Origin of the sequence: Rhizobium sp. Leaf341, assembly GCF_001424325.1 — a bacterium.
GTDB lineage: Bacteria > Pseudomonadota > Alphaproteobacteria > Rhizobiales > Rhizobiaceae > Ferranicluibacter.
In genome coordinates, this window is the sequence record NZ_LMPE01000012.1 from 210,781 (window position 1) to 236,432 (window position 25,652).

Consider the following 25,652-nt stretch of genomic DNA (forward strand, 5'->3'; position numbering starts at 1 on the left):
GTCCACACATCCGGAAAGCATGTCCATGACCCATTCCCTTCTGGAGCTCGAGCGCGTCAGCAAAGCGTTCGACGGTTTCCAGGCGCTCGACGGGGCCAGCTTTTCTGCGGCGGCAGGCGAAATCCATGCCTTGCTGGGCGAGAATGGAGCCGGGAAGTCGACGCTGATGAATATCTGCTGCGGGCTCTACACCCCCGACAGCGGTTCGCTCAGACTGGCAGGGCGGGAAACCCGGCTCTCGGGTCCTCGAGAAGCTGCAGCTCTCGGCATCGGCATGGTGCACCAGCATTTCAAGCTCGTGCGCCCCTTCTCCATTCTCGACAACGTGCTCCTTTCACGGCTCGGTTCCGCCGATCGCTTCGTGTCGGCCAAGGGCGAACGCCTGGCGATGCGTGCCGCCATCCACGAGCAGGCAGCCGCACTCGGTGGCACGCTCGATCCGGATGCCCGCATCGACAGTCTATCCATCGCCGAACAGCAGCGGGTCGAGGTGATCAAGGCGCTGATTGCCGGCGCGCGGATCCTCATTCTCGACGAACCGACGGCCGTCTTGACCGATCAGGAAGCCGAAAAGCTGATGCTGACCCTGAGACGACTGGCCGCAAGCGGAACGGCGGTCGTTCTCGTTACGCACAAGCTCATGGATGTGAAGCGATTTGCGGATCGCGTGACGATCCTGCGGGGTGGGCGCACCGTTGGCTCCGTCGACCCCAAGGGCACCTCGCTGGAGGAACTGACCCGCCTGACGGTCGGGGAGACCCTGCCGACGGCGCGGGAGACGCAACCGGTCTTCGGACGGCGACGGCTGGAGACGCTGGGCCTTTCCGTCCGGCGCGCGGATGGGACCAAGGCGGTCGACGCCGTTTCCTTTCATGTGCGGGCGGGCGAGATCTATGCGATTGCGGGCGTGTCCGGCAATGGCCAGAGCGAGCTGACCGAAGTGCTGATGGGTCTGCGCCGCGCTGGCTCCGGCTCGGTTCAGTTCGAGGATGCCGGAGAGACCGTCAACGCGGCGGATCCGGCGCGCCTGCGACGGTATGGTGTCGCATTCATTCCGGCCGACCGGTACCGGTACGCGCTGGCAGGAGGTCTCTCGGTCGCCGAAAACTACGGCGTCGGCGACGTGGCCCGTGGGCGGTACGGCTCATGGCTCTGGTTGCGGCGTGGCCGTCTGCGCAAGAATGCCGAGGAGGCGCTGTCCAGCTTCGACGTTCAGGGCGTCCGCGCGCTGTCCCAGAAGGCAGCGCTGCTTTCCGGCGGGAACGCGCAGAAACTGGTCATCGCGCGCGAATTTTCGGACCCGCCGAGCATCATCGTGGCGCAAAGCCCCAGTCGAGGCCTCGATGCCCGCGCAACGGCGGCCGTGCATGCCCGGTTGCAGGCATCGGCGCGCAACGGTGCGGCCGTCCTCCTCGTGAGCGAGGATCTCGATGAAGCGATGAAACTGGCGCACCGCATCGGCGTCATGGCGGGCGGCAAACTCGTTGGGGAATTCACGGCGCCGTTCGACCGGCAGCAAATCGGCGGGGCAATGGTGGGCCATGCGTGACGACGTTTCCAAGGCGACGCGACGCGCATCTCCCATCGACACCACCGGCAACGCGGTCATCGCCAAGGCGCAGGCTGCCGGGCGCCAGCGGCGCTTCGGGCAGATATCGATCGAGGTTCGCCGAAGCGCCAGCTTCCCGTTGCGCCTGTTTGCGCTCGCGGCCGCTCTGGTGACAGGCCTTGGCCTTTCGGCCTTCGCCCTCATTCTGGTCGGCGTGCCGGCAGAGAGCCTCGCCGACGAATTCGTCACCGCAACGATCCTGGACCCGATGAATTTCAAAGCCGTTCTGGTTCAGGCGGCACCGCTGATCCTTGTCGGTCTCGCGGCGGCGATGGCATTTCGCGTGCGCTTCTGGAACCTCGGGATCGAGGGCCAGATGATCTTCGGCGGGGTTGGAGCGACCCTCGTTTCGCTTCTGCATCTCGGTCCGGAATGGGCGCGCCTGCCGCTGATGGGGCTCGCCGCCGTCACATGCGGTGCCCTCTGGGCCTTAATCCCTGCCTTCCTGAAACTGCGCCTCTCGGTCAACGAGATCATCTCGACACTGCTCCTCAATTACGTCGCCTATTACGTCCTGCTGCATCTTCTGTATGGCGCCTGGAAGGATGACGACGGTTTTCCGCATTCGCCCGCCTATGCCGCGTCGGAGCTTTTGCCGACCCTGGACAGCGGGGTCAGTGTCTCGCTCGTCCTTGCCGGGGGGATGACCCTCCTGATGACCTATCTCGTCGCGCAAAGTCGCGCGGGGTTCTACATGCGGTTCGTCAGCGCAAACCCGGGTGTCGCACGGGCCTTGGGCTTGCCCGTGGCGAACATGGTGCTTTTCGTCGTGCTTGTGTCCGGCAGTCTCGCCGCACTGGCAGGCTTCGTGGTGAGCAGCGGTCAGGAGGGGCGGCTGACGCAATCCTTCTTTCCGGGCTACGGCGTTTCAGGGGTCCTGATCGGCTTCCTTGCGCGCAACAACCCGGTTGCCGCAGCCGTGGTGGCCTTGCTGATGTCGGTCCTCGTCATCGCCGGACAGAACCTTCAAGTCTTCTACGCCATTCCCCCGTCGATGGTTCAGCTGATCCAGGCCGTGGTGGTCATGAGCGTTGCCGCCTCCGATTTCCTCGTCATCCATCGCGTTCACTGGATCAGGTACCGCGCATGACCACATTTTTCGTGACGTGGCTTGCCACGATTCCCCAGCTCGCCGTGCCCTATGCCCTTGCCGCGTTGGGCCTCATCTTCTCGGAGCGTGCCGGCGTCCTCAACCTGACGGCCGAGGGCTTGATGCTCGTCGGTGCCCTGGCCTCCGTGGCCGTTCTCCTGACGTTCAGGCCGGATCCGCTGGTGGCGATGATGGCCGGGATGCTGGCGGCAGCCGCCGTGTCGGTGCTCTTCTCGTTCCTGGTCATCGTGCTCCGGGTCAATCAGGTCATCGCCGGTCTCGTCATCGTCTTCTTCTGCCAGGGGCTGACGAGCCTTCTCGGCAATCTGTTCGGCTGGACCAGCAAGGCGTTCTCCGGTCTCGGTCCGGTTTCCCTCGGGGTGCTCGCCGATATCCCCGTGATCGGGCCGATCCTCTTTCGCCAGGACGTGATCGTCTATCTGATGATCCCGATCGTCTTCGGCGTGTCCTATCTCCTGCAGCGGACGCGGTTCGGCCTGCGCCTCCGCGCCGTCGGAGAAAACCCGGAAGCGGCCGACGCCATGGGCGTGCCCGTATCGATGACGCGCTTTCTCGCCGTCACGGCGGGCAGCGCCCTGGTCGGCCTCGCCGGAGCCTATATCGCCGTTGCGAACGTCAAGGTCTGGATCGACGACATGACGTCCGGTCGTGGCTGGATCGCCATTGCGCTGGTCATCTTTGCGCGCTGGAATCCGTGGCGGGCGGCCGCGGGGGCCCTCCTGTTCGGTTCCATCCAGGCGGTCATCCCCAAGCTTGCCGCCGCCGGCGTCGTCCTCCCGCAATATCTCCTGATGACCACGCCCTATCTCGCCACGCTCGGCGTCATGATCTGGGTCTCCATCCGGCACCTGAACCGGCCGAGCGACGAACCCGGCGCGCTCGGCCAGCCCTACGTGCGCGAGGAGCGCCGCTGACGCGGCCCCGGGCTCTCAAGAACGATAGAGAGGTATCATGAAGGCACGCGTCTATGGCGAACCCGTCGAGCTACCCGACCATTTCCAGGAATTCACAAGGCGTGAGGATACGGTCGCGATCAGCATCGACCTCCATCAGGGCCATCTGTCGGAAGATCCGGACTGTCCCTGTCCCGCGCCTCGGGCTCGCCAGATCGTCAAGGGTGTCGATCGCTTCCATGACCGTGCCCGTGAACTCGGGGTGCCGATCATCCACGTGCGCAGCACCCTGCGGCCCGGAGGCGTGGACGATGTCAAGGGGATCCCCGCCGCGTGGCGCATGACATTCCCGCTCTTTGTCGGCGACATCCCGAATGCCGACGCGCATGCCCTTGCAGGCAGCCGCTGGACGGAGTTCGTCACGCGTGTGGAGCCTTCCGACATGATCGTCGACGGCAAGAAGCGGCTCTCGGCCTTCTATCCGACGGACCTGGACTTTCTCCTGAGAAACATGGGAGCCCGCCGGGTCGTCCTCACCGGATGCATGGCGGATTGCTGCGTCTTGAACACCGCCTTCGACGCCTCCAATCTTGGATACCGCGTCACGGTTCTCGACGATCTGGTGCGCGGAACCGACGAGCCTTTGGAAAAGGCAGCCCTCGCCATGATCTCGCTGCATCTCGGCGTCGTGACGGACAGCGAAACGCTGCTCCGGGAGTGGGAAACCTCTGGCGCGTGAAGCCCAAAGCCTCGATGACGGCGCGAACTGCTGGGAGGCCCTGACGTCGCGGGATGCCGGGGCCGCGGGCTATCGCTCGAACGGCTCGCCGAGCGATGCGACACCATTGAGCTTGAGAAGGCGCCGGTCGGCGGAGATGATGCCGAGAACGATGATGGTGACGAGATAGGGAAGGCTCGACAGAAGCTGCGAAGGCAGGTCGAGCCCGCCGGCCTGCGCTGCGAGCGACATCAGCGACACGGCGCCGAAGAGGCAGGCGCCAAGGAAGATGCGACCGGTGAGCCAGGTGCCGAAGACGACAAGTGCGATCGCGATCCAGCCACGCCCGGCAATCATGCCGTCCGCCCAGAGCGGCGTATAGACCGCCGCCGCATAGGCTCCGGCAAACCCCGCCATCATGCCGCCGAACGCGATCGCTGCGACCCGCACGGCGATCACGGGATAGCCGATCGCATGGGCCGCTTTCGGATTTTCTCCGACCGCACGAAGGACGAGGCCGACCCGCGTGAAGGTGAACGTGGCCCAGATCGCAAGCGTTGCGCCAAGGGACAGCCAGACCACAAGATCCTGCACGAAGAGACCGCCGATGACCGGGATCTCGGAAAGGCCGGGCACGGAAAGCTTCGGCAGGCCCTTGACCGTCAGGCTCTCATAGGACTTGCCGAACAACGCCGAGAGGCCCTGGCCGAGAATGCCGATGGCAAGACCGGTTGCGACCTGATTGGCCCGAAAGCCGAGCGCGACAAAGGCGAACACGAGCGAAAGGAGGGTGCCCGCAGCGCCCGCTGCGAGAAACCCCAGAAGGTGGCCGCCACCGTGATAGACGGTGATAAAGGCAATGACGGCACCGAGTGCCATGAGGCCTTCCACCCCGAGATTGAGAACGCCGGCGCGCTCGACCACCATCTCGCCGAGGGCTGCGAGCAGGAACGGCGTGGCGGCGGCCAGCATCCCGGCCAGGATGAATTCGATCGCGTTCATGTCGGGCTCCTTGCGGCCGTCGGCCAGGCGAGACGGTAGCGCACGAAGGCGACGGCGATGAGATAGGAGAGGAGCAGAATCCCCTGGAAGACGCGCACCACGGCAATGGGCAGGTTGGCGGATACCATCGCATTGTCTCCGCCGATATAGATCACCGCCATGACCAGCGACGAGAGAACGATGCCGAGGGGATGGAGACCACCGAGATAGGCGACGATGATCGCTGCATAACCGTAGCCCGTCGGAATGGAGCGCTGCAGCTGGCCGAGCGGCCCGGCAACCTCGGCGGCGCCGGCAAGACCTGCGGCAAAGCCGCCGATCAGGAGAGACAGCCAGATGGCGCGACTTTCGTTGAAGCCGGCGTAGCTTGCCGCACGCGGTGCCATGCCACCCACCTGCAGCGTATAACCGAGAAAGCTTTTCTGCATGAACACCCAGGCGGCGAGGGACGCGGCGACGGCGAGGAGGAGGGAGACGTTGACCCGGGTTCCCGGGATCAGCGTCGGCACCATCGCATCGACCTGAAACAGCACCGACTGCGGAAAATTGAAGCCGTTCGGATCTTTCCATGGTCCGAGGAGGAGGAAATAGAGCAGCTGGACCGCGACCAGGCTCAGCATCAGGGACACCAGGATCTCGTTCGCATTGAGCCGCACCCGCCAGAACGCCGTGATGCTGGCCCAGAGCGCGCCGCCGATCGCCCCGAGCAGCAGCATCAAAGGCCAGATCCAGCCGCCTGTCGCCTGGGGAAACCAGACCGGGATGGCGGAGGCGAAGATGGCGCCGAGCACGAACTGTCCTTCTGCGCCGATATTGAAGACCCGCGCACGAAAGCCGATCGCCAGCCCCTGGGCAATCAGCAACAGCGGGCCGGTCTTCAGCAGCACCTCGGAGAACGAGGCCCAGGACAGGAAGGGTTCGAGCAGCATCGCATGCAGCACAGCCGACGGACTGCGACCGATCGCCATGGCGAGGAGCAGATTGAGGAGGATCGCCACGGCGAGCGCGACCGGCGGCGCGATGAGGGTCGCCGCAAGCGATGCGCGATCGCGGCGCACCAGAGACGGAACCATGGAAAGCGCCGATCCCGTCATGCCGTGATATCTCCTGCTTGCGCCTGTGCGCCGATCATGTAGCGGCCGATCTCCTCCGGCAGCGTGTCCCGGGTCGCAAGCGGGGGGCTTAGCGTCCCGTGGTGCAGGACCTGGATCGTGTCGCAGAGTTCGAAGAGTTCCTCGAGCTCCTCGGAAACGACGAGGATGGCCATGCCGGCATTGCGAAGCGCGATGAGCCGTTGCCGGATGGCGGAGGCCGCGCCGATATCGACGCCCCATGTCGGCTGCGCGAGGAAGAGCAGCTTCGGTGCCAGCATGATCTCCCGGCCGACAATGAATTTCTGAAGATTGCCGCCCGAAAGGGAGCCGGCTTCGCTCTCGGGTCCCTGCGCGCGCACGTCGAAGTCACGGATGCAGTCGGTCGTGAAAGCCAGTGCCTGCGTTCGATCGATGAGGCCGCGCTTGAGGAGGTTCTGCGGATGCGCCGTCAGAAGGCCGTTGAGCACCAGCGACATTTCCGGCACCGCGCCACGACCGAGACGGTCTTCCGGCACGAAAGCAAAACCAAGAGCGCGGCGCTTCGCCGGACGCAGCCGCCCGACATCCCGGCCCATCATGAAGATGCGGTCCGGATGTTCGCGTCCCAGCGTCGTTTCGCCGGAGATGAGACTGGCCAGTTCCCGCTGGCCGTTGCCGGAGATGCCGGCAATGCCGAGGATTTCGCCGGCGCGGACAGACATCGTGATCTTCGACAGCGGGACGGCGAACGGATCGTCCGGCATATGGTCGAGGCCGGTGATCTCCAGCCGTTTTTCACCCTCGGCGAGGGGGACGGCGGGGATCGGCTCCGGCATGTCGCGGCCGATCATCATCCGCGCCAGATCCTGCGCATTGTGGTCGCGCGGATTGACATGCCCTGTGACCCGCCCGCCGCGCAGGATGGTTGCCCGGTCGCAGATCGCGCGGATCTCTTCCAGCTTGTGCGAGATGAACAGGATCGAAACGCCGCCGTCGCGCAGGCGCCGGAGCGTCTCGAACAGCGTCTCGACAAGCTGCGGCGGCAAAACGGAGGTGGGTTCATCGAGAATGAGGAGCTTCGGCTCCGTCATCAGGCACCGGATGATCTCCACCCGCTGCCGCTCGCCGACGGAAAGCGCATGGACCTGGGCGAAGGAGTCCACCTCGATCCCGAAGCTGCGCCCGATGTCGCGGACACGCGCGACGAGCGCCGCCTTGCGGCCCGGCACGACGAGGCGGATGTTGTCGAGGACCGTCAGGGTCTCGAACAGGGAAAAGTGCTGGAAGACCATGCCGATCCCCTGACGCCGCGCGTCGGCAGGGGAGGCGAGGGTCAGGGGCGCACCCTGCCAGACGGCGGTTCCGCCATCTGGCGTTTCGACGCCGTAGATCAGCTTCATCAGCGTCGATTTGCCAGCCCCGTTCTCGCCGAGGATCGCATGAATCGAGCTCTCGCCGACATCCAGGTCGATGTCCTGATTGGCCTTGATCGGACCATAGCTTTTCGAGATGCCGCGAAGCGACAGGAGCGGGGGGCGCATGACTTACTTGGGCAAAGGCGTGACGACACCCTTGACGTGCCAGTTCATCGCAATGATCTCCGGATCCGCCAGCGTGACGCCGGCCGCCACGCCTTCGCTGCCGTCGGCCTTGGTGATCGGGCCTGTGAAGGGCGAGAAACTGCCGGCGGCAATCTGTCCCTCGATATCCTTGATCCTGGTCATCGTGTCGGCCGGGATGGCGGGGTTCCAGTCGACGACCTCCACGACCTTTTCCGCAACGCCGAGAAACGCGTTCGCACCTTTGAACGTGCCGGCGAGATGGGCCTCGACGGAGGCCTTGAAGAAGGGCGACCAGTCGGTCGACACGCAGCCGAGATACGTCTTTTCGGCATATTTCTTCATCGAGGAATTCAGGTTGAAGGCGTAGATTCCGGCCTCCTCGCAGGCGGCCACCACCGAGGGCGTGTCCTGCGCATTGGAGAAGATCACGTCGCATTTCTGTGCGATCAGCGCCTTGGCGGCCTCCTGCTCCTTGGCCGGATCGAACCAGGAGTTCACCCAGACCACGGAGACTTCGATCGCCGGATTGACGGCCTGTGCACCGAGCGTGAAGGCGTTGATCGAGGTGATCAGCTCGGGAATGGCGAAAGCCGAGACCGAGCCGAGCTTGCCCGTCTTGGAAAGGGCGGCCGCGGCCATGCCGAGCAGGTAGGTGCCCTGGAAATATTTGGCGGCAAAGGGTGAGAAGTTCGGTGCAACCTGAAAGCCGGAAGCATGCAGCACGGTCACGCCGGGATCGCGGCGGGCGATCTGCAGCGCGCCGTTCTGGTATCCGAAGGAGCCGGCGATCAGCACCTTGTTTCCGTCCGCAACGGTTTTCGTCATGATGCGGTCGGCATCGGGTCCTTCGGCGATGTTCTCGAGGATCGTGACCTTTACCTTGTCGCCGTAGGCTGCCTTGATCGGCTCGAGCCCGGCCGCCAGAGCGTGCCCCCAGCCCACATCACCGATCGGCGACGGGATGACCAGGGCGATTCCCAAGGGTTCGTCGGCGGCCATGGCAAGGCGGCTTCCCAGCGCGCCGACAAGGCCCGTCGCTGCGGCGGCTTTCATCAGGTGTCGGCGTGTCAGATCGGTGTTCATGAGTACGGTTCCCTGTGTTGTTATTGTCTTAGAATGCAACGTTTGCCAGTGCGGCTTCGGCATCGGCGGCCATCTGCGCTTCGTCCAGACCCGGAAATTCGCCGTTCTGCCAGACAATCCGGCCGTTGATCATGGTCATGTCCACCGGCGCACCGATGCCGACGCGTGCAATCAGGCTTAAGGGATCGTGGCGGGTGCCGACATAGTCCATGCGCCGCGTGTCGATGGCGAAGAGGTCCGCAGCCATGCCGGGCGCAAGACGTCCGATATCGCTGCGGCCGAGCAGGCTCGCGCCGCCGCTCGTCCCGTAGCGCAGGAAATCGACCGGCGAGGGTACCGGATGCGCACGGCGGGAGGAGACGAGGCACTGGAGCATGTAGGCCGAGTGCAGGCAGTGCATTAGGTTGGAATTGTCGTTCGAGGCGGCGCCATCGCAGCCGAGCCCGAGGCGCAGTCCAAAGGCGGACATGGCGGGAAGGTCTGTCACCTCGGCGCCCACGAGGTAGACGGGCTCCGGGCAGTGCGAGACGCCCGTGCCGCTTCGCGCCATCGTCCGCAGTTCGTCGTGCGTCAGCTCCCAGCAATGGGCGTAGAAGGTGTCCGGCCCGGCAAAGCCGAGCTCTTCCAGATAGTCGACGGTGCGGCGGCCGTGGCGGGCCTGCATGACCGGGCTTTCGCCCTCGCCGACATGCGTGTGCAGCATCACGCCGCGATCGCGCGCCAAGGACACGGACTCGGCAAAGGTCTCGCGATAGCAGTTGACCGGCTGGCAGGGTGCAACGACGACCTGGCGCATGCTGAAGGGGCGGGCATCGTGATAGCGATCGATCAGGCGGGCGCAGTCGGCGATGAACGCATCGGTCGTCTCCAGCATCTCGTCGGGAATGGTCGACCCCTCGGATTTCGGCAGCGTGTTGCCGCCGCGCCCCGCATGGAACCGCATGCCGAGGAGGTCGGCGGCCTCGAACTGGCGGTCGATCAGCTGCGTTCCGGCGTGTCGCGGAAAATTGTACTGGTGGTCGAAAGCGGTGGTGCAGCCGTGCTTGATCAGTTCGGCCATGGCGGTCAGCGACGACTGGTAGAAGCAGGCCTCGGTAAGCTGCGAGAAGATCGGATAGATGCGATCGAGCCATTCGATCACCGACAGCTTCGTCCAGTCGAGATCGGCCCGATTGCGCACGAAGCACTGGAAGAAATGGTGATGCGTGTTGACGAGGCCGGGATAGACGAACCAGCCACTGGCATCCTGAACCTCGGTGCCCGCGGGCAGGGCATCGCGCGCGATATCGACGCCAATCGCGGAAATGGCGGACCCCACCGTCAGCAGGTCGACATTGCGACGCACACGGAGTCCATCGCCCTCGTCGACGATCGCGGCTGCACAGTTCGTGAGGAGATAGCCGCTCATGTCAGACCACGCCCGGTTCGAGAAGAGGTTCGGGTTTCAGCTCGTGCAGGCGGTGAATTCCGGGCATCTCGATGAAGCCGGGAAGCGCGCGAAGAGCGCGCGACCAGAGGCGGATCGCGGGGTAGGGGTCGAGCGAGACGCCGCCGTCCGGTGCCAGCGCGACATACGGAAAACACGCGATATCGGCGACCGTCGGCGCATTGGCCACAAGGAACGCCCGGCCTTGCAGGCGCTGCTCGACGAGCCCGGCTTCCAGCTCGCGAAGCGCGGCGATGCCCGCCGCCTGCAGGGCGCCGATGTCGCCGGGACGCAGCAACATCTCGTGCAGACGCGCCGACCCGAGCGATGTCGTCAGCCGGCTCGAGAAAGACAGCCACTGCTGCTCGCGCGCGGCATCGACCGGCGACGCGCGTCCGAGCCATTGCAACGCGGCCTTGCCCGCGAGATAGACGAGGATCGCCGAGGATTCCGTCAGGACGAGGTCCCCGTCGACGAGGATGGGAAGCGAGCCGGCCGGGTTGAGCGACAACAGCTCCGGTCCCCGATGCTCCGCTCCGGGGTGGAAGTCGACGGGTCTCAACTCCAGCGACACGCCGGCAAGCGCCGCCATCAGGCGAACCTTGTAGCAGCTCGGCGAAAGGACGTAGTCGTACAGTCTCATCATCGCGCCACCAGCTGTGCGCCATAGGTATAGTTGTGCCGCTTCAGCCAGCGCCGATAGGCAATCGACGTTAAGTCCGCGCGTGTCGGAATCTCCATGCCCGGATCAAGCGGCAGCAGACGGGGGACCTGGTTTTCGAGGATCGAGCGGTCCTGAAGAAAGATCATCTGCTGGAAGTGAATGAGATCGGTCATGGCCGTCTCGTCGTCGAACAGCGCCATCCACGGCCAGACGTCGCACAGATCCTCGGCCAGCGGCTGGACGAAAAGCGTGATCACATCCCACTCGGTCGGCCGCGGCGGACAGGTCTTGTAGAGCACCGAGCAGGTGGGCGCAGGAACACGATACATGTACTCCGTCGTGATGCCGCCGCTGGCGGACTTCGACGCCTGCGGCTGGTAGAACTTGACCTCCGTGGCCCAGACCTCGTCCACATCCGGACGGATTTCCGCCGTGTAGTTCAAGACCTCGGTGTGCGGTTCGGCGCCGAGCACATCGGTGTGGACGAACGGGAAATGCGCGATATCGAGGAAATTCTCGACGGCACGCAGCGGCGAGCACCGCACGCGCACCACGCCGACATCCACGAAGCGGCGACCGGGCTGATCGGCCTCGGGGATCGCGAAAATATCCTTTTTCGGCGTGCCCAGCGACGACCAGACATGCCCGTAGCGCAGCTTGACCGGGAGACGCCGGCCGTTATGGCCCGTCACGAGCGCCTGGCCATCGGCATCGTGAGCGACGACGATCGGCTCGCCCATCAGGGCGGTTTGCCTTCCGGTCTTGTCGAGCTGGCTGATGAGGCCGACCGGATACCATTCGTCGGTCATGGCCTGAGCGGAGGCGGTATCGTCCGTCATGGCAAGCGTCCTTTCTCGGCGGCGGTCTCCGCCCTGCGCCGCAGCCTCTCGGCGCTCCTCGACGCCGCAATGCGCACAGGCGGCAAGCACCCGTCTGCGACAAGCACGTGGGTGACGGTCTGCATCCCGGTGCGAACCTGCTGAGACGGGGAGAGCAGGAGGCAGAGCCGCGCGTCGGCGCGGGTCGTCTCGAGCAAGCCGTCCGCATCGGCCGAAGCGCCCGCCGCCGTCTCGATCGCCTCACGGTCGGCCTCGACGGTCAGGGTCCGCAGCGGGATCCATCCGGCAAGCGACGGCGGATCGGACGCCGGCGTGCCTTCCGCGACCCATACGATGCCATCGCTCTCGCGGACCGCATAGGTCGTGACACGGATGGTCTCCGGGGGCGTCAGGCCCGGATGCGCGGGAATGCGGACGCAGCGCCCGTCCTGCCCATAGCTCCAGCCGTGGTAGATGCAGGAGAGGGCCTCACCGCGCACGAAACCGTGCGAGAGGCTCATGCCGCGATGAGGACAGCGATCTGCGGAGGCTGCGACCTGTCCGGATTGACTGCGCCAGAGGGCAATGATTCCTGCGGAAACGCGTGCCGGGATGACAGTTCCGGCCAGGACGTCGGCAGAAAGGGCGACTGGCGTCCAAAAGCCTGTCGTATCGGAGCGCATGCGTCAAATTCCCGGGAAGGTCCAAGTTTGTCGAGGAGAGAGAACGAGCAGACCGCCGGACTCTCAGCTCCGTTGGGCTTACGTTTGCATAGAAAAAACGCATTGGCAATCGTGATCAAATAACGGGCAACAGGTTTCTCGTCATTCCCATCAAACTGTTGTTTTTGCGTTGGGAAACTGGGCGTTACACGGTGCGCGGGCAATCGTTTCGACCCAGACATCGATCGGCCCGAGCAGGCAGCCGATCTCCATCATGTCGATCAGGGCCTCGGGGCCGCGCAGGTCGAGTTCAATCCGTGCGTCGTCGGCGTGGGCGACCGTCTGGCTTAGTCCGAGCTTTGCCGCATGCCGATGGATCCAGGGGAGAAAGGCCGCGATATCGAGCTCGCCAAGGATCGTCATCCGCTGCTGGATCTCGTCCGTTTTGTCCTGCACCATCACCATTCCATGTCTCCGGCATTGCGTTCGACGCATCCTCGACCATCAAGCGCTGCAGATCAACGCGGCAAGGTCGGTCACGCGAACTTCCGTGGCATCGGGAGATGGCCGGGCGTTGAACAGGCCCTATCTTGTGCTGCGGAACGTTGACGGAAGCGAGGGGTGATGGACACGATACTGGCAGAGGGAGAAACCTGCTGGCGGATCGCGCGGGCGGATCGGCTTTCGGTCATCGTCGATGCCGAGGCCTTCTTCCGCCATGCGCGGCAGGCGATGTTGAAGGCGAAGACATCGATCGTGCTGATCGGCTGGGATTTCGACACGCGCATCGATCTGGTGCCGGGCAAGAGCACGGACGGAACGCCCGACAAGCTCGGTCGGTTTTTCAATTGGCTCGCCAAGAGAAACGATGCGCTGAACATCCGTATTCTGAAATGGGATATGGGCCTGTTCGCCTCGCTCGTCCGCGGCGAGACGCCGGTCTATATGCTCGGCTGGCTGTTTTCGGATCGCGTCAGCCTGAAGCTCGACAGCGCTCACCCGGCCATGTCGGCCCATCACATGAAGCTCCTCATCATCGACGACGCCGTTGCCTTCTGCGGCGGGATCGACATGACGGTCGGGCGGTGGGATACGACGGATCACCTCGAAAAGGACAAGCGCCGCCGCTCGCCGCTGGGGTTCGCGCAGGATCCCTGGCACGACGCGACCACGTGCTTTTCGGGTAAAGCGGCGGCTGCCCTGGCCGAACTCGCGCGATCCCGCTGGCTCGAGGCCACGGGGGAGACGCTCGCACCCGTGGAGAGCGGATCAAACCCCTGGCCGGACGATCTCGCCGTGGATTTCCGCAATATCGATCTCGGCATCGCGCGCACCCTGCCGGAGTACGACCGGCGCCGGCAGGTCGTCGAGATCGAGACGGCAACACTTGCGATCATCGCTGCCGCGCGAAAGACGCTCTATATCGAAAGCCAGTACTTCGCCTCGCGACGGATCGCCGAAGCGCTGGCCGCTCGCCTTGCGGAGCCGGAGGGACCCGAGGTCGTCGTCATCAATCCGCAAGGGGCGAACGGCTGGCTCGAGGCGCAGGTCATGGATTCCGCCCGCATTCGGCTGATGAAGCATGTGCGGGATGCCGACAGGTTCGACCGGTTCCGACTTCTCTATCCGGTCAATGATGCGGGTACGCCTATCTATGTCCATGCCAAGATCATGATTGCCGACGACCGGATCCTGAAGCTCGGCTCCGCCAATCTCAACAACCGATCCATGGGCTACGACACGGAATGCGACGTGCTGATTGAGGCGCGGGAAAACGAGCCTGAAACGGCGCAGACGATTGCAACCCGTCGCGATGCGCTGATCGGGGAACATCTCGGGCGGACGGCGCAAGAAGTGGCTGATGCCATCGTCGAGCACGGCTCGCTGGTCAAGGCCATCGAGCGGCTGACACCCGAGACAGGACGTCGTCTCGTGCCGGTCGCGATGCGGGAGTTGACGACGGCCGAGGAGCTGATGGCAGAGTCCGATATCACCGATCCCGAGCGGCCGGCCGGCGTGACTTACAAGACGTCGCGCTTTCTAAAGCGGCGGTTCCGCCGATCCTGAGGACATGCGCGATGATGCCGACGCTCAGGGGACGACGACAACCCGGATCTCGCCGCTTCCGGCAGGATGGGAGATGGCGTCGGCCGCTTCATCGAAACGGATCGTCCGGCTGATGAGGGGTGCGACCTGGATCGTGCCCGCGGCGATCAGCGCTGCGGCCCGGGCATGGGTAAAGGGGTTGAGGAATGAGGGGATCAGCTTGATCTCCCGGAACAAGAGGTCGAACGGCGAGAGCGCGACCGTCACACCTTGCGGGAGAACACCGAGGATGATGACCGTGCCGCCGCGTCGCGCGAGGTGAGGTGCCTGCTCGACGGTCTCGGGAAGCCCGGCGCATTCGAAGACGACATCCGCGCCTCCCGGTATCGCGCCATGAGGCCCGACGGTGCTTTCGACCACATTGCCGCCGGAAGGGTCGAGCGTTGCGGTTGCGCCGAGACCCTCGGCCAGCCTGCGCTTGCTTTCGCTGCGCGTCAGGAGGACAACCTCGGTTGCGCCTGCCAAACGCGCGAGCTGCACGACGAGCAGCCCGATGACGCCCCCGCCGATGACGATGACGGAAGAGCCCGGCTTGATCTCCGCGAGATCGACACCGTGCAGGCAGCAGGCGAGAGGTTCGCAGAAGGCGCCGTGGAGCGGATCGAGCGACGGGGGCAGGGCGAACGCCTGTGTCTCCGGCAGAAGGACGTAGTCGGCAAAGCCGCCATTGCGATGAATGCCGATCGCCTGAAGATGATGGCAGAGATTGACGCGGCCCCGGTGGCACTCCGGACAGCGACCGCAGGCAATGTTCGGATCGCCGGTTACGCGCATGCCCGGCGCAAAACCAGAGACGCGCGCGCCGACGGCTTCGATGATCCCGGAAAACTCGTGCCCGAGCGTGACCGGTGGCTTTGCGGGGAACTCCCCCAGAAAGAGATGCCGGTCCGTGCCGCAAATGCCGCACGCTTCCACGCGCACGAGCAGGTCGTGCGGACCCGGCTCGGGCCTGGGGGTGTCCCGCAGGGCGAATTGTCCGACAGCGTCGAGAAACAGCGCTTTCATGGGCCCCTCCTTTTCGCTTTCAGGAAAGCCAGGTTGCGTAGTCGGACACAAGCAGGCGGGCCGGGGCCTCGTCCTCCTCGATCCCGGAGAAGCGGGTAACGGCGGGGTTCTCGAACATGTTGTCGGCCGCATCGTCGTTGACGGTCGAGACCTCCGCGACGAAAACGTCGGCCCTTTCCGCCCAGAACGCGTGCCAGTCGCCCGGCCGGAGCGTAACGCTTTCACCCGGCTCGAGAGTGAGCCGTGCGCCGGGCGGCAGCACGCGCTCGATGCCATCGCAGAGCACGGTCGTTCCCTTGCTCCGGTTGCAGGCTCCCTCGGTGTCGCCGAAGAGTTCGACCACCAGGGTTCCGCCGCCGCGATTGATGATGTCCTCCGTTTTCAGAAGGTGGGTGTGGCTCGGCGTGATCTGGCCTTCTCGCGAGATCATGGCCTTTTCGGCATAGAGCATGCCGCCGCCGCGCTTCAGGTCGGCAAGGCGTCCGTTGCGGGTCGTGAACAGGAGAAGCCCTGTCCGCTCGAAATCGCCGAGGCCGAAATCGGTGATGTCCCAGCCGAGGCCCGCATCGATGATGTTGCCGATCTCGCCCCGGCGTCTCTGCATGTCGGCCGGGGTCCAATTGGCGAAGGGGGGCAGGACATATCCATGGGAGGCCATGAAGAGCTCGGCCTCGCGCAGAGAGCGGTTGATGGTGCTTCGCAGCAGCTTGTCCGTCATGGCGTTCTCCTTGATATGTTATCGCACGCCGATGCCGGCGGTGAGGCCGCCGTCGATCCGATGGTCTGAGCCTGTGATGAAGGCGGCCTTGTCCGAGACGAGGAACGCCACGAGATCGGCAACCTCCTCCGGCTCACCGATTCGCCCGATCGGATGCGCGGCGCCGAACCGCCGGAAGACCTCTTCGATATCCGCTTCCGGGCCCTCGAATGTGCGAGCGGCCAGTTCCAGGATGGGCGAGCGGACGGAACCCGGGCTGATCGACACGACGCGAATTCGGTCGGCCGCAAAATCGAGCGCCATAGCCCGTGTCATCGCATGAATGGCACCCTTGGAGGCGACATAGGCCGAGACGCCGCTCTGGCAGGCGTGGCCCTGCACGCTCGACAGGTTCACTATCACGCCGCCGCCGTGCCTGCGCATCTCGGGAACGCCGAACTGGGCCGTCAAATGGATGGAGCCGACATTGACCGCCATGCAGCGCAGAAACGTCTCGAACGACGTCTGTGTGGCATCGCCATAGGGATGGATCGCAGCGGCGTTGACGATGATGTCGAGACCCCCGGCGGGTGCCGCTGCGGTGGCGATGGCCGCCTGGACCGCCGTGGGAATGGAGACATCGACGTCGAGCACGGACACGGCAAGGCCGCGCGCCGTTGCGATCTCGCGCAGCGCCGCGTTGGCCTGCTGGTCGATGCCGAGCGCGAACACGGTCGCACCGCTGTCGGCGAGCGTGAGGGCGACTGCCCGTCCGATGCCCGTGGTGCCGGTGACGACGGCGATCTTCTGCGCCAATTCGCGCTTCTCCTCACGCACGGCCCATCTCCTCTGACTGTCTCGACCCGGGAATCCGGGCGTCGGGCATGAAGACGAGCCCTGCGCTCAGATGCCGATCCATATGATAGGCAAAGCCGATCCGGTCGTGGCTGCGCAACGCCTCCACGATCGCCTGATGTTCGGCAAAGACATGGTCCAGCGTGGAACGCTTGGTCTTGCCCGCCATCATCAATCGGCGGATGACAGGCTGGAGCATGCCATATGTCTGTGTCAGCGTGCGATTGCCGGCAGCGCTGACGAGCGCCATATGGAAGGCGAAATCGCGTTCCGAGGCTTCGTCGGCGCTTGTCGCCGCGGGAATGGCGGCATTGATGGCGTCCAGCCTTGCCAAGGTTTCGGCATCCAGATGCGCCACCAGGAGATCGAAGAGGTTCATTTCGGTGAGGCGTCTGAAGCCCTGGATGTCCTGGAACGCATCCGTTGAAACCTCCATGGCGAACGCGAAGAGATCCTGCATCGCGGTGTTGTGCCCGTCGGTCAGCACCGCGCCGAGTTTCTGGCGGGACTCGGCAATGCCATAGGCCTTCAGCGTGCGGATGGCCTCGCGGATCGTCCCGCGACTGGTTGCAAACATCTCGGCAAGCTCGACCTCGCCCGGCAGAACATCCCCGATGCCCATGTGGCGGTCCCGGATCATGGCCCGGATCTGCATCACCACCTCGTCCACCGCCGACGCCTTGGTGTCCGGCAGGTCCGAGGCCGTGTTCATTCGTGCCGACATTTGCGAGGTCTCAACATTATGTTGGGCATTTCAAAGTCTATAGGCTTTTCGCTTGCGCAAAACGACGTCAGATGCGTTTATTGTCCTACATTAAATCGAGAGGACGTCAATGCTGGAAAGTTGGAGATGGTTTGGCGAGAATGATCCTGTGACCCTGTCGCATGCGCGCCAGGCCGGTGCCCATGGCATCGTCACGGCGCTGCACCACATCTATGACGGTCGCGCCTGGACCCTCGACGACGTTCTGGAGCGAAAGGCGGCCATCGAGCGTGCAGGCATGGTCTGGTCAGTCTGCGAGTCCATTCCGGTCCATTCGGCGATCAAGCTGCGCAACGGGCAATGCCGCGACTTCATCGACCGTTGGAAGGTCAGCCTTGCCAACCTCGGCCGGGCCGGCGTTCCCGTGGTGTGCTACAACTTCATGCCGGTGGTCGACTGGACACGCACGGATCTGCGATATCCCACCGCAACCGGGGGGCTCGCCCTGCGGTTCGACATGGCTGATTTCGCCGCCTACGATTTGTTCGTGCTGAAGCGCCGTGGCGCCGAGGAAAGCTACCGGCCCGACCTCGTGGAAACGGCGCGCAAGCGTTTCGAGGCTCTGTCCGAGGAAGCCTTGCTGCGACTCGAGACCAACATCATCGCCGGCCTTCCGGGCAAGGAGGATACGCACACACGCGACGGCATCCGCGCCCAGATCGCAAGCTTCGACGAGATGTCCTCGGCGGACATGCGGGCCAATCTCATTGCCTTCCTTCGAGAGGTCGTGCCGGTGGCAGCCGAACACGGGGTTCGTCTTGCGATCCATCCCGACGATCCGCCGTTCTCGCTGTTCGGCCTGCCGCGGGTCGTTTCCACGGCCGACGATATCGCGGCCCTTCTCGAGAGCGTCGACGACGAGGCAAATGGACTGACCTTGTGTGCCGGATCCTATGGATCGCGGCCCGACAACGACCTGACGGACATGGCGAAGCGGTTTGCCGAGCGGATCCACTTCGTCCACCTTCGCAATGTGCGCAAGGAGGCGGATGGCTCGTTCACGGAATCGGATCACCTCGACGGCGATGTCGACATGGTCGCGTTGACGACGGTTCTGCGGCGCGAAGAGCGACGGCGTGACGCGGCGGGGCGGTCCGACAAGGTCATTCCCTTCCGCCCCGATCATGGCCACCTGCTGATCGACGACCAGACGAAAACCGTCAATCCCGGCTATTCCTGCATCGGGCGCCTGAAGGGCCTGGCCGAGCTTCGCGGCGTCATTGCCGCCGTCGACGCGTTCGACGGCGGATCTCCGGTCTGAGGCAACCGGCCTACATGGCCGACATGTCGTCCAGAAGGTTCTGCGCGAGCTCGCTGATCGCGACCTCCGCTTCTTCGAGACCCCAGCCGACCTTTTCAGCCTCTTTCGCAAGGCGCTGGAGCGGCGGCGGCAGGCGGCCGGAAGCGGTCTCGACAATGTTCTCGGGCGTCAGGCCCTTGGCGATGTCGAGGAAGGTTTGCTCGACGGCTTCCTGACAGGCGATGTCCCGGTCGGGGTAGGGGCCCGTTCCCCGCGGCTTGTTGAGTAGCAGCATGTTTCTCGCTCCTGTCGGTGTCTGGTGCCGGTCTAAGCCAGTCGGTAGAGCATCGCAACATAGGCGAGCGCGACGACGACGGTGACGCCTGTGCGAAGACGAAGATACCACCGACGCTCTGCATCTCCCGCAAAGACGATCCGGTCGGCGAGAAGAAGCATGCCGAAGACCACCAGCTGGATGCCGGCGGCCAGCGCCGGCGGCTGCAGGAGCAGCGTGGCGAAGGACAAAAGGGCCAGGACATTGCTGGCGACGATGGTGGCGATGCCGGCTTTGCCCATCTGCGCCACGCCCCAGAGCGTTCCGGCCATGAACGCCGAAATAACAGCGCCATAGGCAAGATATGCCTCTGTCGTGTCGACGCCGAAGAGCGTCTGGGGTGCCATGAGCAGGAGCCAGAACGGCAGGGCACCGGCATAGGTCAGCACGGTAGACGTTGTTTTCGACAGGGGGCTCATTCGGCGGGTTCTTTCAACAGCGGGACGAGCGCGTCCGCCAGCCGGGTCGCACTCTGGAAGGCGGCTTCGACGCGGCCCGCGATGCACCAGTCGCCGCAACAGGCGAGACGCTGGCTGGAATCAAGCAGAAAAGGCTGGCCGGCAGGCCGCGCAACATTGGCGTAGCGCCACCGCTTCAGGATGGCGCTGTCCGCCTCGTCGTCATCGAGCGGCACGTGGCGTCGCAGCGCGGCCAGCATGTTTTGGCGCAGGATGTTGAGCGGATCGGACAGATGCGCGTCCGACCAGTCCGGCCTGGCGTTCACGACCAGGCAGGGACGCGCCCCGCGTCCGGGTTTGCGATCGTTGCGGGAGATCCAGTTGATCACCGGATCCTCGAGACGCGCGGCCGCAAACGGCGTATCCGCCCCCGAGCGCAGGGTCACCATCAGGGTGAAGCAGGCATTCATCGCGGTGTCGAGCACAGCCTTCCGATGCGTGAATGTCTCCGGCAACAGGGCGGCCGCCTGTGGCGCTGGCGCGGTCGCAATCACCCAGTCGAAGGGGCCGACGTCTCCGGCATGCGTCTGTAGAACCCAGGCCCCCGCGAGATGGCGGATCGAAGCGACCTCCGTGTCGAAGGCGACATCGCACGTGCGTGCCATCCAGCTCGGAACGGAAGTCATATGCGGCGTGCCGACGTATCGCGGGTCTCTTTCCCGCGCGGTGTCGACCGGGGAACGGTCGTCAGAGGACAGGATCGGCAGGGAGACAATATCCGCGCCCCATCGCGCCATGACGCCGTCATCGGCGGCCGCGTCCAGCATGTCGCGAAAACGCGGGTCGCGGATCGTAAAGTACTGGGCGCCATGATCGAAGGAAACATCGTCGATCCGTCGCGTGGCCATCCGGCCTCCGACGGCCTTGCTCTTTTCAAAGATCCGCACGGCGGCGTGGCCGCCAAGAGCGCGGGCAAGCGTCAGGCCCGCCATTCCCGCACCGATGATCGCCACACGTTTGAGATCGCTCATATCTTCCCCGGCCGCTCGTTCTGCCCCGCATCCAGGCAGACACTGAAGGACGATGTAACGCCGGCGTCCCTGACGGCAACTGCCGGGCCATGCGTCATCGCCCAGCCACCTCCTGTCGAAACAGACGCTGCAAACGCGGACGAACCCGAAGGAAGCCGCGATAGGCCAACTCGAAAACGGGTGTCGCCGGTTTCCAGCCTGCGACGATGCCGAGTGGCCGCAGCAGGGGGATGGCGCGCCACATCGCGGCGAAGGCCGCAGCGCCCGATAACAGCCGGCCGTTTTCCTCGGCGTGAAAGCGGGCGAGGAGATCGCCTCGGTCGATCGGGCAGGACGTGTCGGGACTGCAGGCATCCACGAAACGGATGGCATGGGCACGGTCGAGCCGTCGCATCAGCGCAATTTCACGCTGACATAAAGGACAGCTGCTGTCGAACCAGACGGTGACGGTCTCGACCAAGGCTTGCTTCCATCCTGTCTATGGCCTGAACGTCCGAATGCGGCATTCAGGGGTTTGCGCTCCGGTTACGAAGAAGCAGCCGATATGGATCAACCCCATGGTCACGTCACCGTCCAAAAGACGCTTGATTTGATCGATGATGTTTGATCAAACTTAGCTCATCAGGCGGGGGACGAGCGTGAAGCGAGCGCGTGGCAGCAAAGAAACGGAAGCCTCGAACGCCGGAACGGATGAGACGACGCTCTCTCCGGTCGGGCGAGAGACGATGCACGATCGCGTCTACGCGAAGCTCCGCCATTCTTTGATCAACGGCATGTTCGATGCCGGTGACGTGCTGCGCATCGTCGATCTTGCCGAGCGTCTTCAGACAAGCACCATGCCGGTGCGCGAGGCGCTCGGGAGGCTGGTCTCGGAGAAGGCCTTGGAAGCGCTGCCAAACCGCTCCGTCCGCGTGCCGCTGATCACCCGCTCTCGGCTCGATGATCTCGCGCGCGCCCGAACCCTCATCGAAGGGCAAATGGTCTTGCTCGCGCTGCCGCATCTGACACGCGAGGATCTGGCGGTCCTCAGGCAGACAAATCTGGATTGCGATGCTGCCTTCGAGGAACACGGCCGCGATATCGGACAGGTCACGTCCGCGCTGAATTACCGCTTTCATTTCCACCTCTACAGCGTTGCGCGCTCCCCTGTGCTCCTGTCGATCGTCGAGAGCCTCTGGCTGCAGTCTGGCGCCATCATAAGGCAGGCGGCGCAGATACATGACGCGCAGGGCGGGCTGGCGGCGACGGACCACCATTGGGCGCTGATCGCGGCCCTCGAAGCCGGCGACGCGGACAAAGCGTTGCAGTCGCTCACGAACGACATCAGCCGCTCGTTCGATCTCATCCGGGGGCGGCTGGAAGCGCAAGAAACAACGGAGGTGCGATATGGCTGAGGCAGGCGATGACGGCTTCGAACTCTATGACCTGCGCGTCGACGTGATCATTCCCGAGGGCGGCGCTGTCTATTGTGGCGCGCGGCCCGGAGACCATTTCGAACTGCATGGCGAGATGCTGCATCTGCCCGACGGGCAGGGCTTTTCCATCTATTCGCTCGCGTCCGTTCTGCCGCTGCTTGCGGCCAAGCAGCGTCCGACGCACCGCAACGACTGGATGACGACGGACGCGGACATCGCCTGTCCAGATCCGCATTGCTCCACCCGGCTGCGCATCACGCGGCTGCGGCACCGGCGCTTCAGCCATGCCGAAACGACGGCCGTTCCCTTGACCGACGCAACATAGGCCTCACGACATGCAACGCATTTCTATCGCTCCTGGCTACGAGATCTCCCGCGTCATCCGCGGCGGCTGGCAACTGGCCGGCGGTCACGGGACTGTTGATGCCGAGACGGCGGTGGAGGACATGATTGCCTTCGCCGATGCAGGGATCACGACATTCGATTGTGCCGACATCTACACCGGCGTCGAGGAGCTGATCGGTCGCTTCCGCATCGCCTACGGTCGGCTGCGCGGTGCTGAAGCGCTGGCGCGCATTCGGGTGCATACCAAATTCGTGCCCGATCTGGCGGTCCTGCCGACCATCGACAAGGCCTATGTCGAGAGCGTGATCGACACGTCTCGCAAGCGGCTCCATCTGGAAACGCTGGATCTCGTGCAGTTTCACTGGTGGGCGCTCGACGTTCCCGGCTGGCTGGAAACGGCGGGATGGCTGCGGGAGCTTTCGGAGGCGGGCAAGATCGGAAAAGTCAGCCTTACCAACTTCGATACCGACCATGTCGCGGCCATGATCGACGCCGGCGTTCCCATTGCCTCCCTGCAGCTGCAATATTCGCTGCTCGACCGTCGTCCGGAAAAACGCATGGCCGCGCTGGCGCGCGATGCGGGATTTGCCCTTTTCTGCTATGGTACGGTTGCCGGCGGCTTTCTGAGCGACCGCTGGCTGGGAATGGCGGAACCGGAGCATCCGCTCGAAAACCGATCGCTGACCAAGTACAAGCTGATCATCGATGATTTCGGCGGCTGGGACCTGTTCCAGGCGCTGCTCGTCACGTTGCGCCGCATTGCCGACCGGCACGGAACCGACATCGCGACCGTGGCGAGTGCAGCCCTCCTGACAAAACCCGCCGTCGCCGCCGTCATCGTCGGTGCCCGCAACCGGAACCATTTGCCGGCGAACCTCGCCATCGCGAATATCACGCTCGACGGGGAGGACCACGCAGCGCTCGACGCGACACTGGCCGAAGCGGTGCCGCTGGAGGGCGATGTCTATGCGCTGGAGCGCGATCGCACGGGGCGCCACGGGTCCATCATGAAATACAATCTCAACAAGGGGGAATGAAATGAAATCGTCCTATCTGCTTGCCGCGCTGTTCACCACACTCGCCGCGTCCGCCTCGCCCGCACGTTCCGCCGATTGCGACATTACGGTCGGTCTGGTGATGGAGCTGACGGGCCCGGCCGGAGAGTATGGCCAGGCAGGCGCGAAGTCCGTCGAGATGGCCTTCCGCGACATCAACGACGCCGGCGGCGTGGCAGGCTGCAAGCTCGTGGCCGACACGCGCGACAGCCAGAGCCAGGGCAACGTCGCGGTCGACCAGGCAACGCAGCTCGTCAACATCAAGAAGGTGCCGGTCATCATCGGCGGCATCATTTCCTCGGTGTCGATCCCGATCCTGACCTCGGTGACCGCGCCGGCCGGCGTCGTGCAGGTCTCCCCGGCATCGTCGTCGCCGACGCTGACCGCCCTCGGTCGCGACGGCAAGACCAACGGTGTCTTCTTCCGCACCATCACCTCGGACGCGTTGCAGGGCACGGCAGCTGCAAAATATGCGATCGACCAGGGTCTGAAGACGATCGCGATCATCAACGTCAACAACGACTTTGGCGTCAACATGGTGCGTGAATTCAAGACGGCCTATGAAAAGCTGGGTGGCACCATTACCTCGACGACGCCCTACAACGAGAAGCAGTCGAGCTATGCCTCGGAAGCAAGTGCTGCGATGGCCGGCGAACCGGATGCGCTGTATCTCGTGAGCACGCCCGTGGATGGCGCGACGATCGCCCGCGCTTGGATCTCCGGCGGCGGCAAGCAGACCTTTCTCCTGAACGACGGCATGAACTCCAAGGACTTCATCGAGAGCGTCGGCGCGCAATATCTCGAAAACGCCTACGGCACGTCTTCGGGCACCAGCCCGACGGCATCGACGGAATATTTCAACGCCAGCTACGAGGCCTTCTCCGGCGGCATTTCGCCGTCGGCACCCGCGGCCGACCGGTCCTACGATGCCGGTGCGATCGTCGGCCTTGCCATTGCCAAGGCGGGCAAGTCGGACGCGGCGGCCATCAAGACGGCCATGCGCGAGGTCGTGGCCGAGGGCGGCACGCCGATCCACGCCGGCAAGGAGGAGTTCGTCAAGGCTCTCTCGCTGATCAAGGAGGGCAAGCCGATCAAATACGAAGGCGTCATCGGCCCCGTGAGCTTTGACCAGTATGGCGATATCACCGGGCCCTTCCGGCTGTGGAAGATTGCCAACGGTGACGTGACGACCGTCGGTGAGCTGAGCGCGGAAGAGGTCGGCAAGCTGAAAGACGGCAAATAGGTCTCGGCAACAGGTCGGCAGGCAAGGTCCTGCCGGCCTTCGAAAGCGCGATGCGAGGTGTGCGGTTTACGCTGAAGCGCGACCAGCTCGCTTCGAGAGGCTGACCGGTGCGCCTGATCTGGGGGAGGCGTTTCTGGCTTAAGACGTCTGCCGGTGTCTTATCGCCGTGGTGTTTGCGTGGCGTTGTGTTCAGGTGATGGCATCTCTCGGTGAGATCACCGCCGCTGAGCGACAGCCGAATGCAGAACCGTATCTGTGTTCCGAGGCTAGCCTGCAGGTAGGGCCAGTCGGTGAATTCGGTGCCTCGGTCGAAGGTGACCGACCGACGGGCTAGGGGGCAGGGATTGCAGCAAGCGGATCAGGCCGTCCATCACCGATCTGGACTGCCGGCCATTGTTTCGCAGAAAGACTGCAAATCGGCGGACCCGTTCGACCAGCGAAGGCACATTGGCCGCAAGTCGCACTTCATCCTTGAACACACCGGTGCTGGTTCCAGCTTGAATGCAACGCTACCTCGAAAGCTACACGCATTGCCTTTCCAGAG

The 25,652-nt window shown here is 64.3% G+C and carries 27 protein-coding genes and 1 pseudogene; 10 read left to right on the forward strand and 18 right to left on the reverse strand.

What is annotated here, in order from left to right; translation table 11 throughout:
• Positions 1-25 precede the first annotated feature (25 nt).
• Genes ASG03_RS13925 through ASG03_RS13940 form a run of 4 tightly spaced genes read left to right on the forward strand, consistent with a single transcriptional unit; the run spans position 26 to position 4,352 of the window.
• Positions 26-1,549: an ABC transporter ATP-binding protein gene (locus tag ASG03_RS13925; protein ID WP_200934707.1), complete on the forward strand. Its 1,524-nt coding sequence runs from the start codon at positions 26-28 to the stop codon at positions 1,547-1,549.
• On the forward strand, positions 1,542-2,699 hold the full coding sequence (locus ASG03_RS13930; RefSeq protein ID WP_082475759.1) for an ABC transporter permease: 1,158 nt from the start codon (positions 1,542-1,544) through the stop codon (positions 2,697-2,699). The genes ASG03_RS13925 and ASG03_RS13930 overlap by 8 nt, the downstream gene beginning before the upstream one ends.
• Entirely contained in the window at positions 2,696-3,634 is a 939-nt protein-coding gene (locus tag ASG03_RS13935; RefSeq protein WP_062694020.1) for an ABC transporter permease, read from the forward strand. The genes ASG03_RS13930 and ASG03_RS13935 overlap by 4 nt, the downstream gene beginning before the upstream one ends.
• Positions 3,635-3,671: 37 nt before the next feature.
• Positions 3,672-4,352 carry a cysteine hydrolase family protein gene (locus ASG03_RS13940; RefSeq protein ID WP_062694021.1) on the forward strand — a complete coding sequence of 227 codons (681 nt, stop codon included), beginning with the start codon at positions 3,672-3,674 and terminating at the stop codon, positions 4,350-4,352.
• Positions 4,353-4,421: 69 nt separating this feature from the next.
• On the opposite strand, the gene ASG03_RS13945 is transcribed toward ASG03_RS13940, so the two are convergent.
• From ASG03_RS13945 to ASG03_RS13985, 9 genes are all read right to left on the reverse strand, one after another.
• Positions 4,422-5,333: an ABC transporter permease gene (locus tag ASG03_RS13945; RefSeq protein WP_062694022.1), complete on the reverse strand. Its 912-nt coding sequence runs from the start codon at positions 5,331-5,333 to the stop codon at positions 4,422-4,424.
• Complete coding sequence (locus ASG03_RS13950; protein ID WP_062694023.1) at positions 5,330-6,427, reverse strand: ABC transporter permease; 1,098 nt, start codon at positions 6,425-6,427, stop codon at positions 5,330-5,332. The genes ASG03_RS13945 and ASG03_RS13950 overlap by 4 nt, the downstream gene beginning before the upstream one ends.
• Complete coding sequence (locus ASG03_RS13955; protein WP_062694024.1) at positions 6,424-7,947, reverse strand: ABC transporter ATP-binding protein; 1,524 nt, start codon at positions 7,945-7,947, stop codon at positions 6,424-6,426. The genes ASG03_RS13950 and ASG03_RS13955 overlap by 4 nt, the downstream gene beginning before the upstream one ends.
• Before the next feature lie 3 nt (positions 7,948-7,950).
• The gene (locus tag ASG03_RS13960) at positions 7,951-9,051 is read right to left on the reverse strand and encodes a BMP family ABC transporter substrate-binding protein (protein WP_062694025.1); all 1,101 of its coding nucleotides are present in this window, start codon (positions 9,049-9,051) and stop codon (positions 7,951-7,953) included.
• A 28-nt stretch (positions 9,052-9,079) separates the two neighbouring features.
• On the reverse strand, positions 9,080-10,459 hold the full coding sequence (locus ASG03_RS13965) for an amidohydrolase (protein WP_062694026.1): 1,380 nt from the start codon (positions 10,457-10,459) through the stop codon (positions 9,080-9,082).
• Between the two features lies 1 nt (position 10,460).
• Complete coding sequence (locus tag ASG03_RS13970) at positions 10,461-11,120, reverse strand: glutathione S-transferase family protein (protein ID WP_062694056.1); 660 nt, start codon at positions 11,118-11,120, stop codon at positions 10,461-10,463.
• Positions 11,120-11,980, reverse strand: coding sequence for an aromatic ring-hydroxylating oxygenase subunit alpha (locus ASG03_RS13975; protein ID WP_062472745.1), 861 nt, complete (start codon positions 11,978-11,980; stop codon positions 11,120-11,122). The genes ASG03_RS13970 and ASG03_RS13975 overlap by 1 nt, the downstream gene beginning before the upstream one ends.
• Entirely contained in the window at positions 11,977-12,642 is a 666-nt protein-coding gene (locus ASG03_RS13980) for a Rieske (2Fe-2S) protein (RefSeq protein WP_062694027.1), read from the reverse strand. The genes ASG03_RS13975 and ASG03_RS13980 overlap by 4 nt, the downstream gene beginning before the upstream one ends.
• A 150-nt stretch (positions 12,643-12,792) precedes the next feature.
• On the reverse strand, positions 12,793-13,080 hold the full coding sequence (locus ASG03_RS13985) for an acylphosphatase (protein ID WP_062694057.1): 288 nt from the start codon (positions 13,078-13,080) through the stop codon (positions 12,793-12,795).
• A 165-nt stretch (positions 13,081-13,245) separates the two neighbouring features.
• On the opposite strand from ASG03_RS13985, the gene ASG03_RS13990 reads away from it, so the two are divergent.
• Positions 13,246-14,688, forward strand: coding sequence for a phospholipase D-like domain-containing protein (locus ASG03_RS13990; protein ID WP_062694028.1), 1,443 nt, complete (start codon positions 13,246-13,248; stop codon positions 14,686-14,688).
• Between the two features lie 24 nt (positions 14,689-14,712).
• On the opposite strand, the gene ASG03_RS13995 is transcribed toward ASG03_RS13990, so the two are convergent.
• Genes ASG03_RS13995 through ASG03_RS14010 form a run of 4 tightly spaced genes read right to left on the reverse strand, consistent with a single transcriptional unit; the run spans position 14,713 to position 18,008 of the window.
• Entirely contained in the window at positions 14,713-15,732 is a 1,020-nt protein-coding gene (locus ASG03_RS13995; RefSeq protein WP_062694029.1) for a zinc-dependent alcohol dehydrogenase family protein, read from the reverse strand.
• 19 nt (positions 15,733-15,751) lie between these two features.
• Positions 15,752-16,450: a D-lyxose/D-mannose family sugar isomerase gene (locus tag ASG03_RS14000; protein WP_244475257.1), complete on the reverse strand. Its 699-nt coding sequence runs from the start codon at positions 16,448-16,450 to the stop codon at positions 15,752-15,754.
• Between the two features lie 18 nt (positions 16,451-16,468).
• Positions 16,469-17,266, reverse strand: a complete 798-nt coding sequence (locus ASG03_RS14005) for an SDR family NAD(P)-dependent oxidoreductase (protein WP_062694030.1) — start codon at positions 17,264-17,266, stop codon at positions 16,469-16,471.
• Positions 17,259-18,008, reverse strand: coding sequence for a FadR/GntR family transcriptional regulator (locus ASG03_RS14010; protein ID WP_244475258.1), 750 nt, complete (start codon positions 18,006-18,008; stop codon positions 17,259-17,261). Before ASG03_RS14010 ends, ASG03_RS14005 begins: the two co-directional genes overlap by 8 nt.
• A gap of 109 nt (positions 18,009-18,117) precedes the next feature.
• Here ASG03_RS14010 and uxuA point away from each other — a divergent pair, with 109 nt between their 5' ends.
• Positions 18,118-19,308: a mannonate dehydratase gene (gene uxuA, locus ASG03_RS14015; protein WP_062694031.1), complete on the forward strand. Its 1,191-nt coding sequence runs from the start codon at positions 18,118-18,120 to the stop codon at positions 19,306-19,308.
• A gap of 10 nt (positions 19,309-19,318) precedes the next feature.
• Here uxuA and ASG03_RS14020 read toward each other — a convergent pair whose 3' ends face one another.
• From ASG03_RS14020 to ASG03_RS14035, 4 genes are all read right to left on the reverse strand, one after another.
• Positions 19,319-19,582, reverse strand: a complete 264-nt coding sequence (locus ASG03_RS14020) for a hypothetical protein (RefSeq protein ID WP_062472758.1) — start codon at positions 19,580-19,582, stop codon at positions 19,319-19,321.
• Between the two features lie 32 nt (positions 19,583-19,614).
• A complete protein-coding gene (locus ASG03_RS14025) occupies positions 19,615-20,040 on the reverse strand; it encodes a DUF3429 domain-containing protein (RefSeq protein WP_062472760.1) in 426 nt (141 codons plus the stop codon).
• Positions 20,037-21,050, reverse strand: a complete 1,014-nt coding sequence (locus tag ASG03_RS14030) for an NAD(P)/FAD-dependent oxidoreductase (protein WP_062694032.1) — start codon at positions 21,048-21,050, stop codon at positions 20,037-20,039. Before ASG03_RS14030 ends, ASG03_RS14025 begins: the two co-directional genes overlap by 4 nt.
• Before the next feature lie 94 nt (positions 21,051-21,144).
• Positions 21,145-21,510 carry a thiol-disulfide oxidoreductase DCC family protein gene (locus ASG03_RS14035; RefSeq protein ID WP_082475760.1) on the reverse strand — a complete coding sequence of 122 codons (366 nt, stop codon included), beginning with the start codon at positions 21,508-21,510 and terminating at the stop codon, positions 21,145-21,147.
• Positions 21,511-21,688: 178 nt separating this feature from the next.
• On the opposite strand from ASG03_RS14035, the gene ASG03_RS14040 reads away from it, so the two are divergent.
• Genes ASG03_RS14040 through ASG03_RS14055 form a run of 4 tightly spaced genes read left to right on the forward strand, consistent with a single transcriptional unit; the run spans position 21,689 to position 25,108 of the window.
• Positions 21,689-22,444, forward strand: a complete 756-nt coding sequence (locus ASG03_RS14040) for a GntR family transcriptional regulator (protein ID WP_338012402.1) — start codon at positions 21,689-21,691, stop codon at positions 22,442-22,444.
• The gene (locus ASG03_RS14045) at positions 22,437-22,790 is read left to right on the forward strand and encodes a TIGR04076 family protein (protein ID WP_062694034.1); all 354 of its coding nucleotides are present in this window, start codon (positions 22,437-22,439) and stop codon (positions 22,788-22,790) included. The genes ASG03_RS14040 and ASG03_RS14045 overlap by 8 nt, the downstream gene beginning before the upstream one ends.
• A gap of 10 nt (positions 22,791-22,800) precedes the next feature.
• On the forward strand, positions 22,801-23,847 hold the full coding sequence (locus ASG03_RS14050) for an aldo/keto reductase (protein WP_062694035.1): 1,047 nt from the start codon (positions 22,801-22,803) through the stop codon (positions 23,845-23,847).
• Between the two features lies 1 nt (position 23,848).
• Positions 23,849-25,108 (forward strand): ABC transporter substrate-binding protein, encoded by a 1,260-nt coding sequence (locus ASG03_RS14055; RefSeq protein WP_062694036.1) that lies wholly within the window; start codon positions 23,849-23,851, stop codon positions 25,106-25,108.
• A gap of 103 nt (positions 25,109-25,211) precedes the next feature.
• Here the strand turns inward: ASG03_RS14055 and ASG03_RS22020 are convergent.
• Positions 25,212-25,560 (reverse strand): annotated as a pseudogene (locus ASG03_RS22020) (transposase); the annotation flags it as partial.
• Between the last annotated feature and the right edge of the window lie 92 nt (positions 25,561-25,652).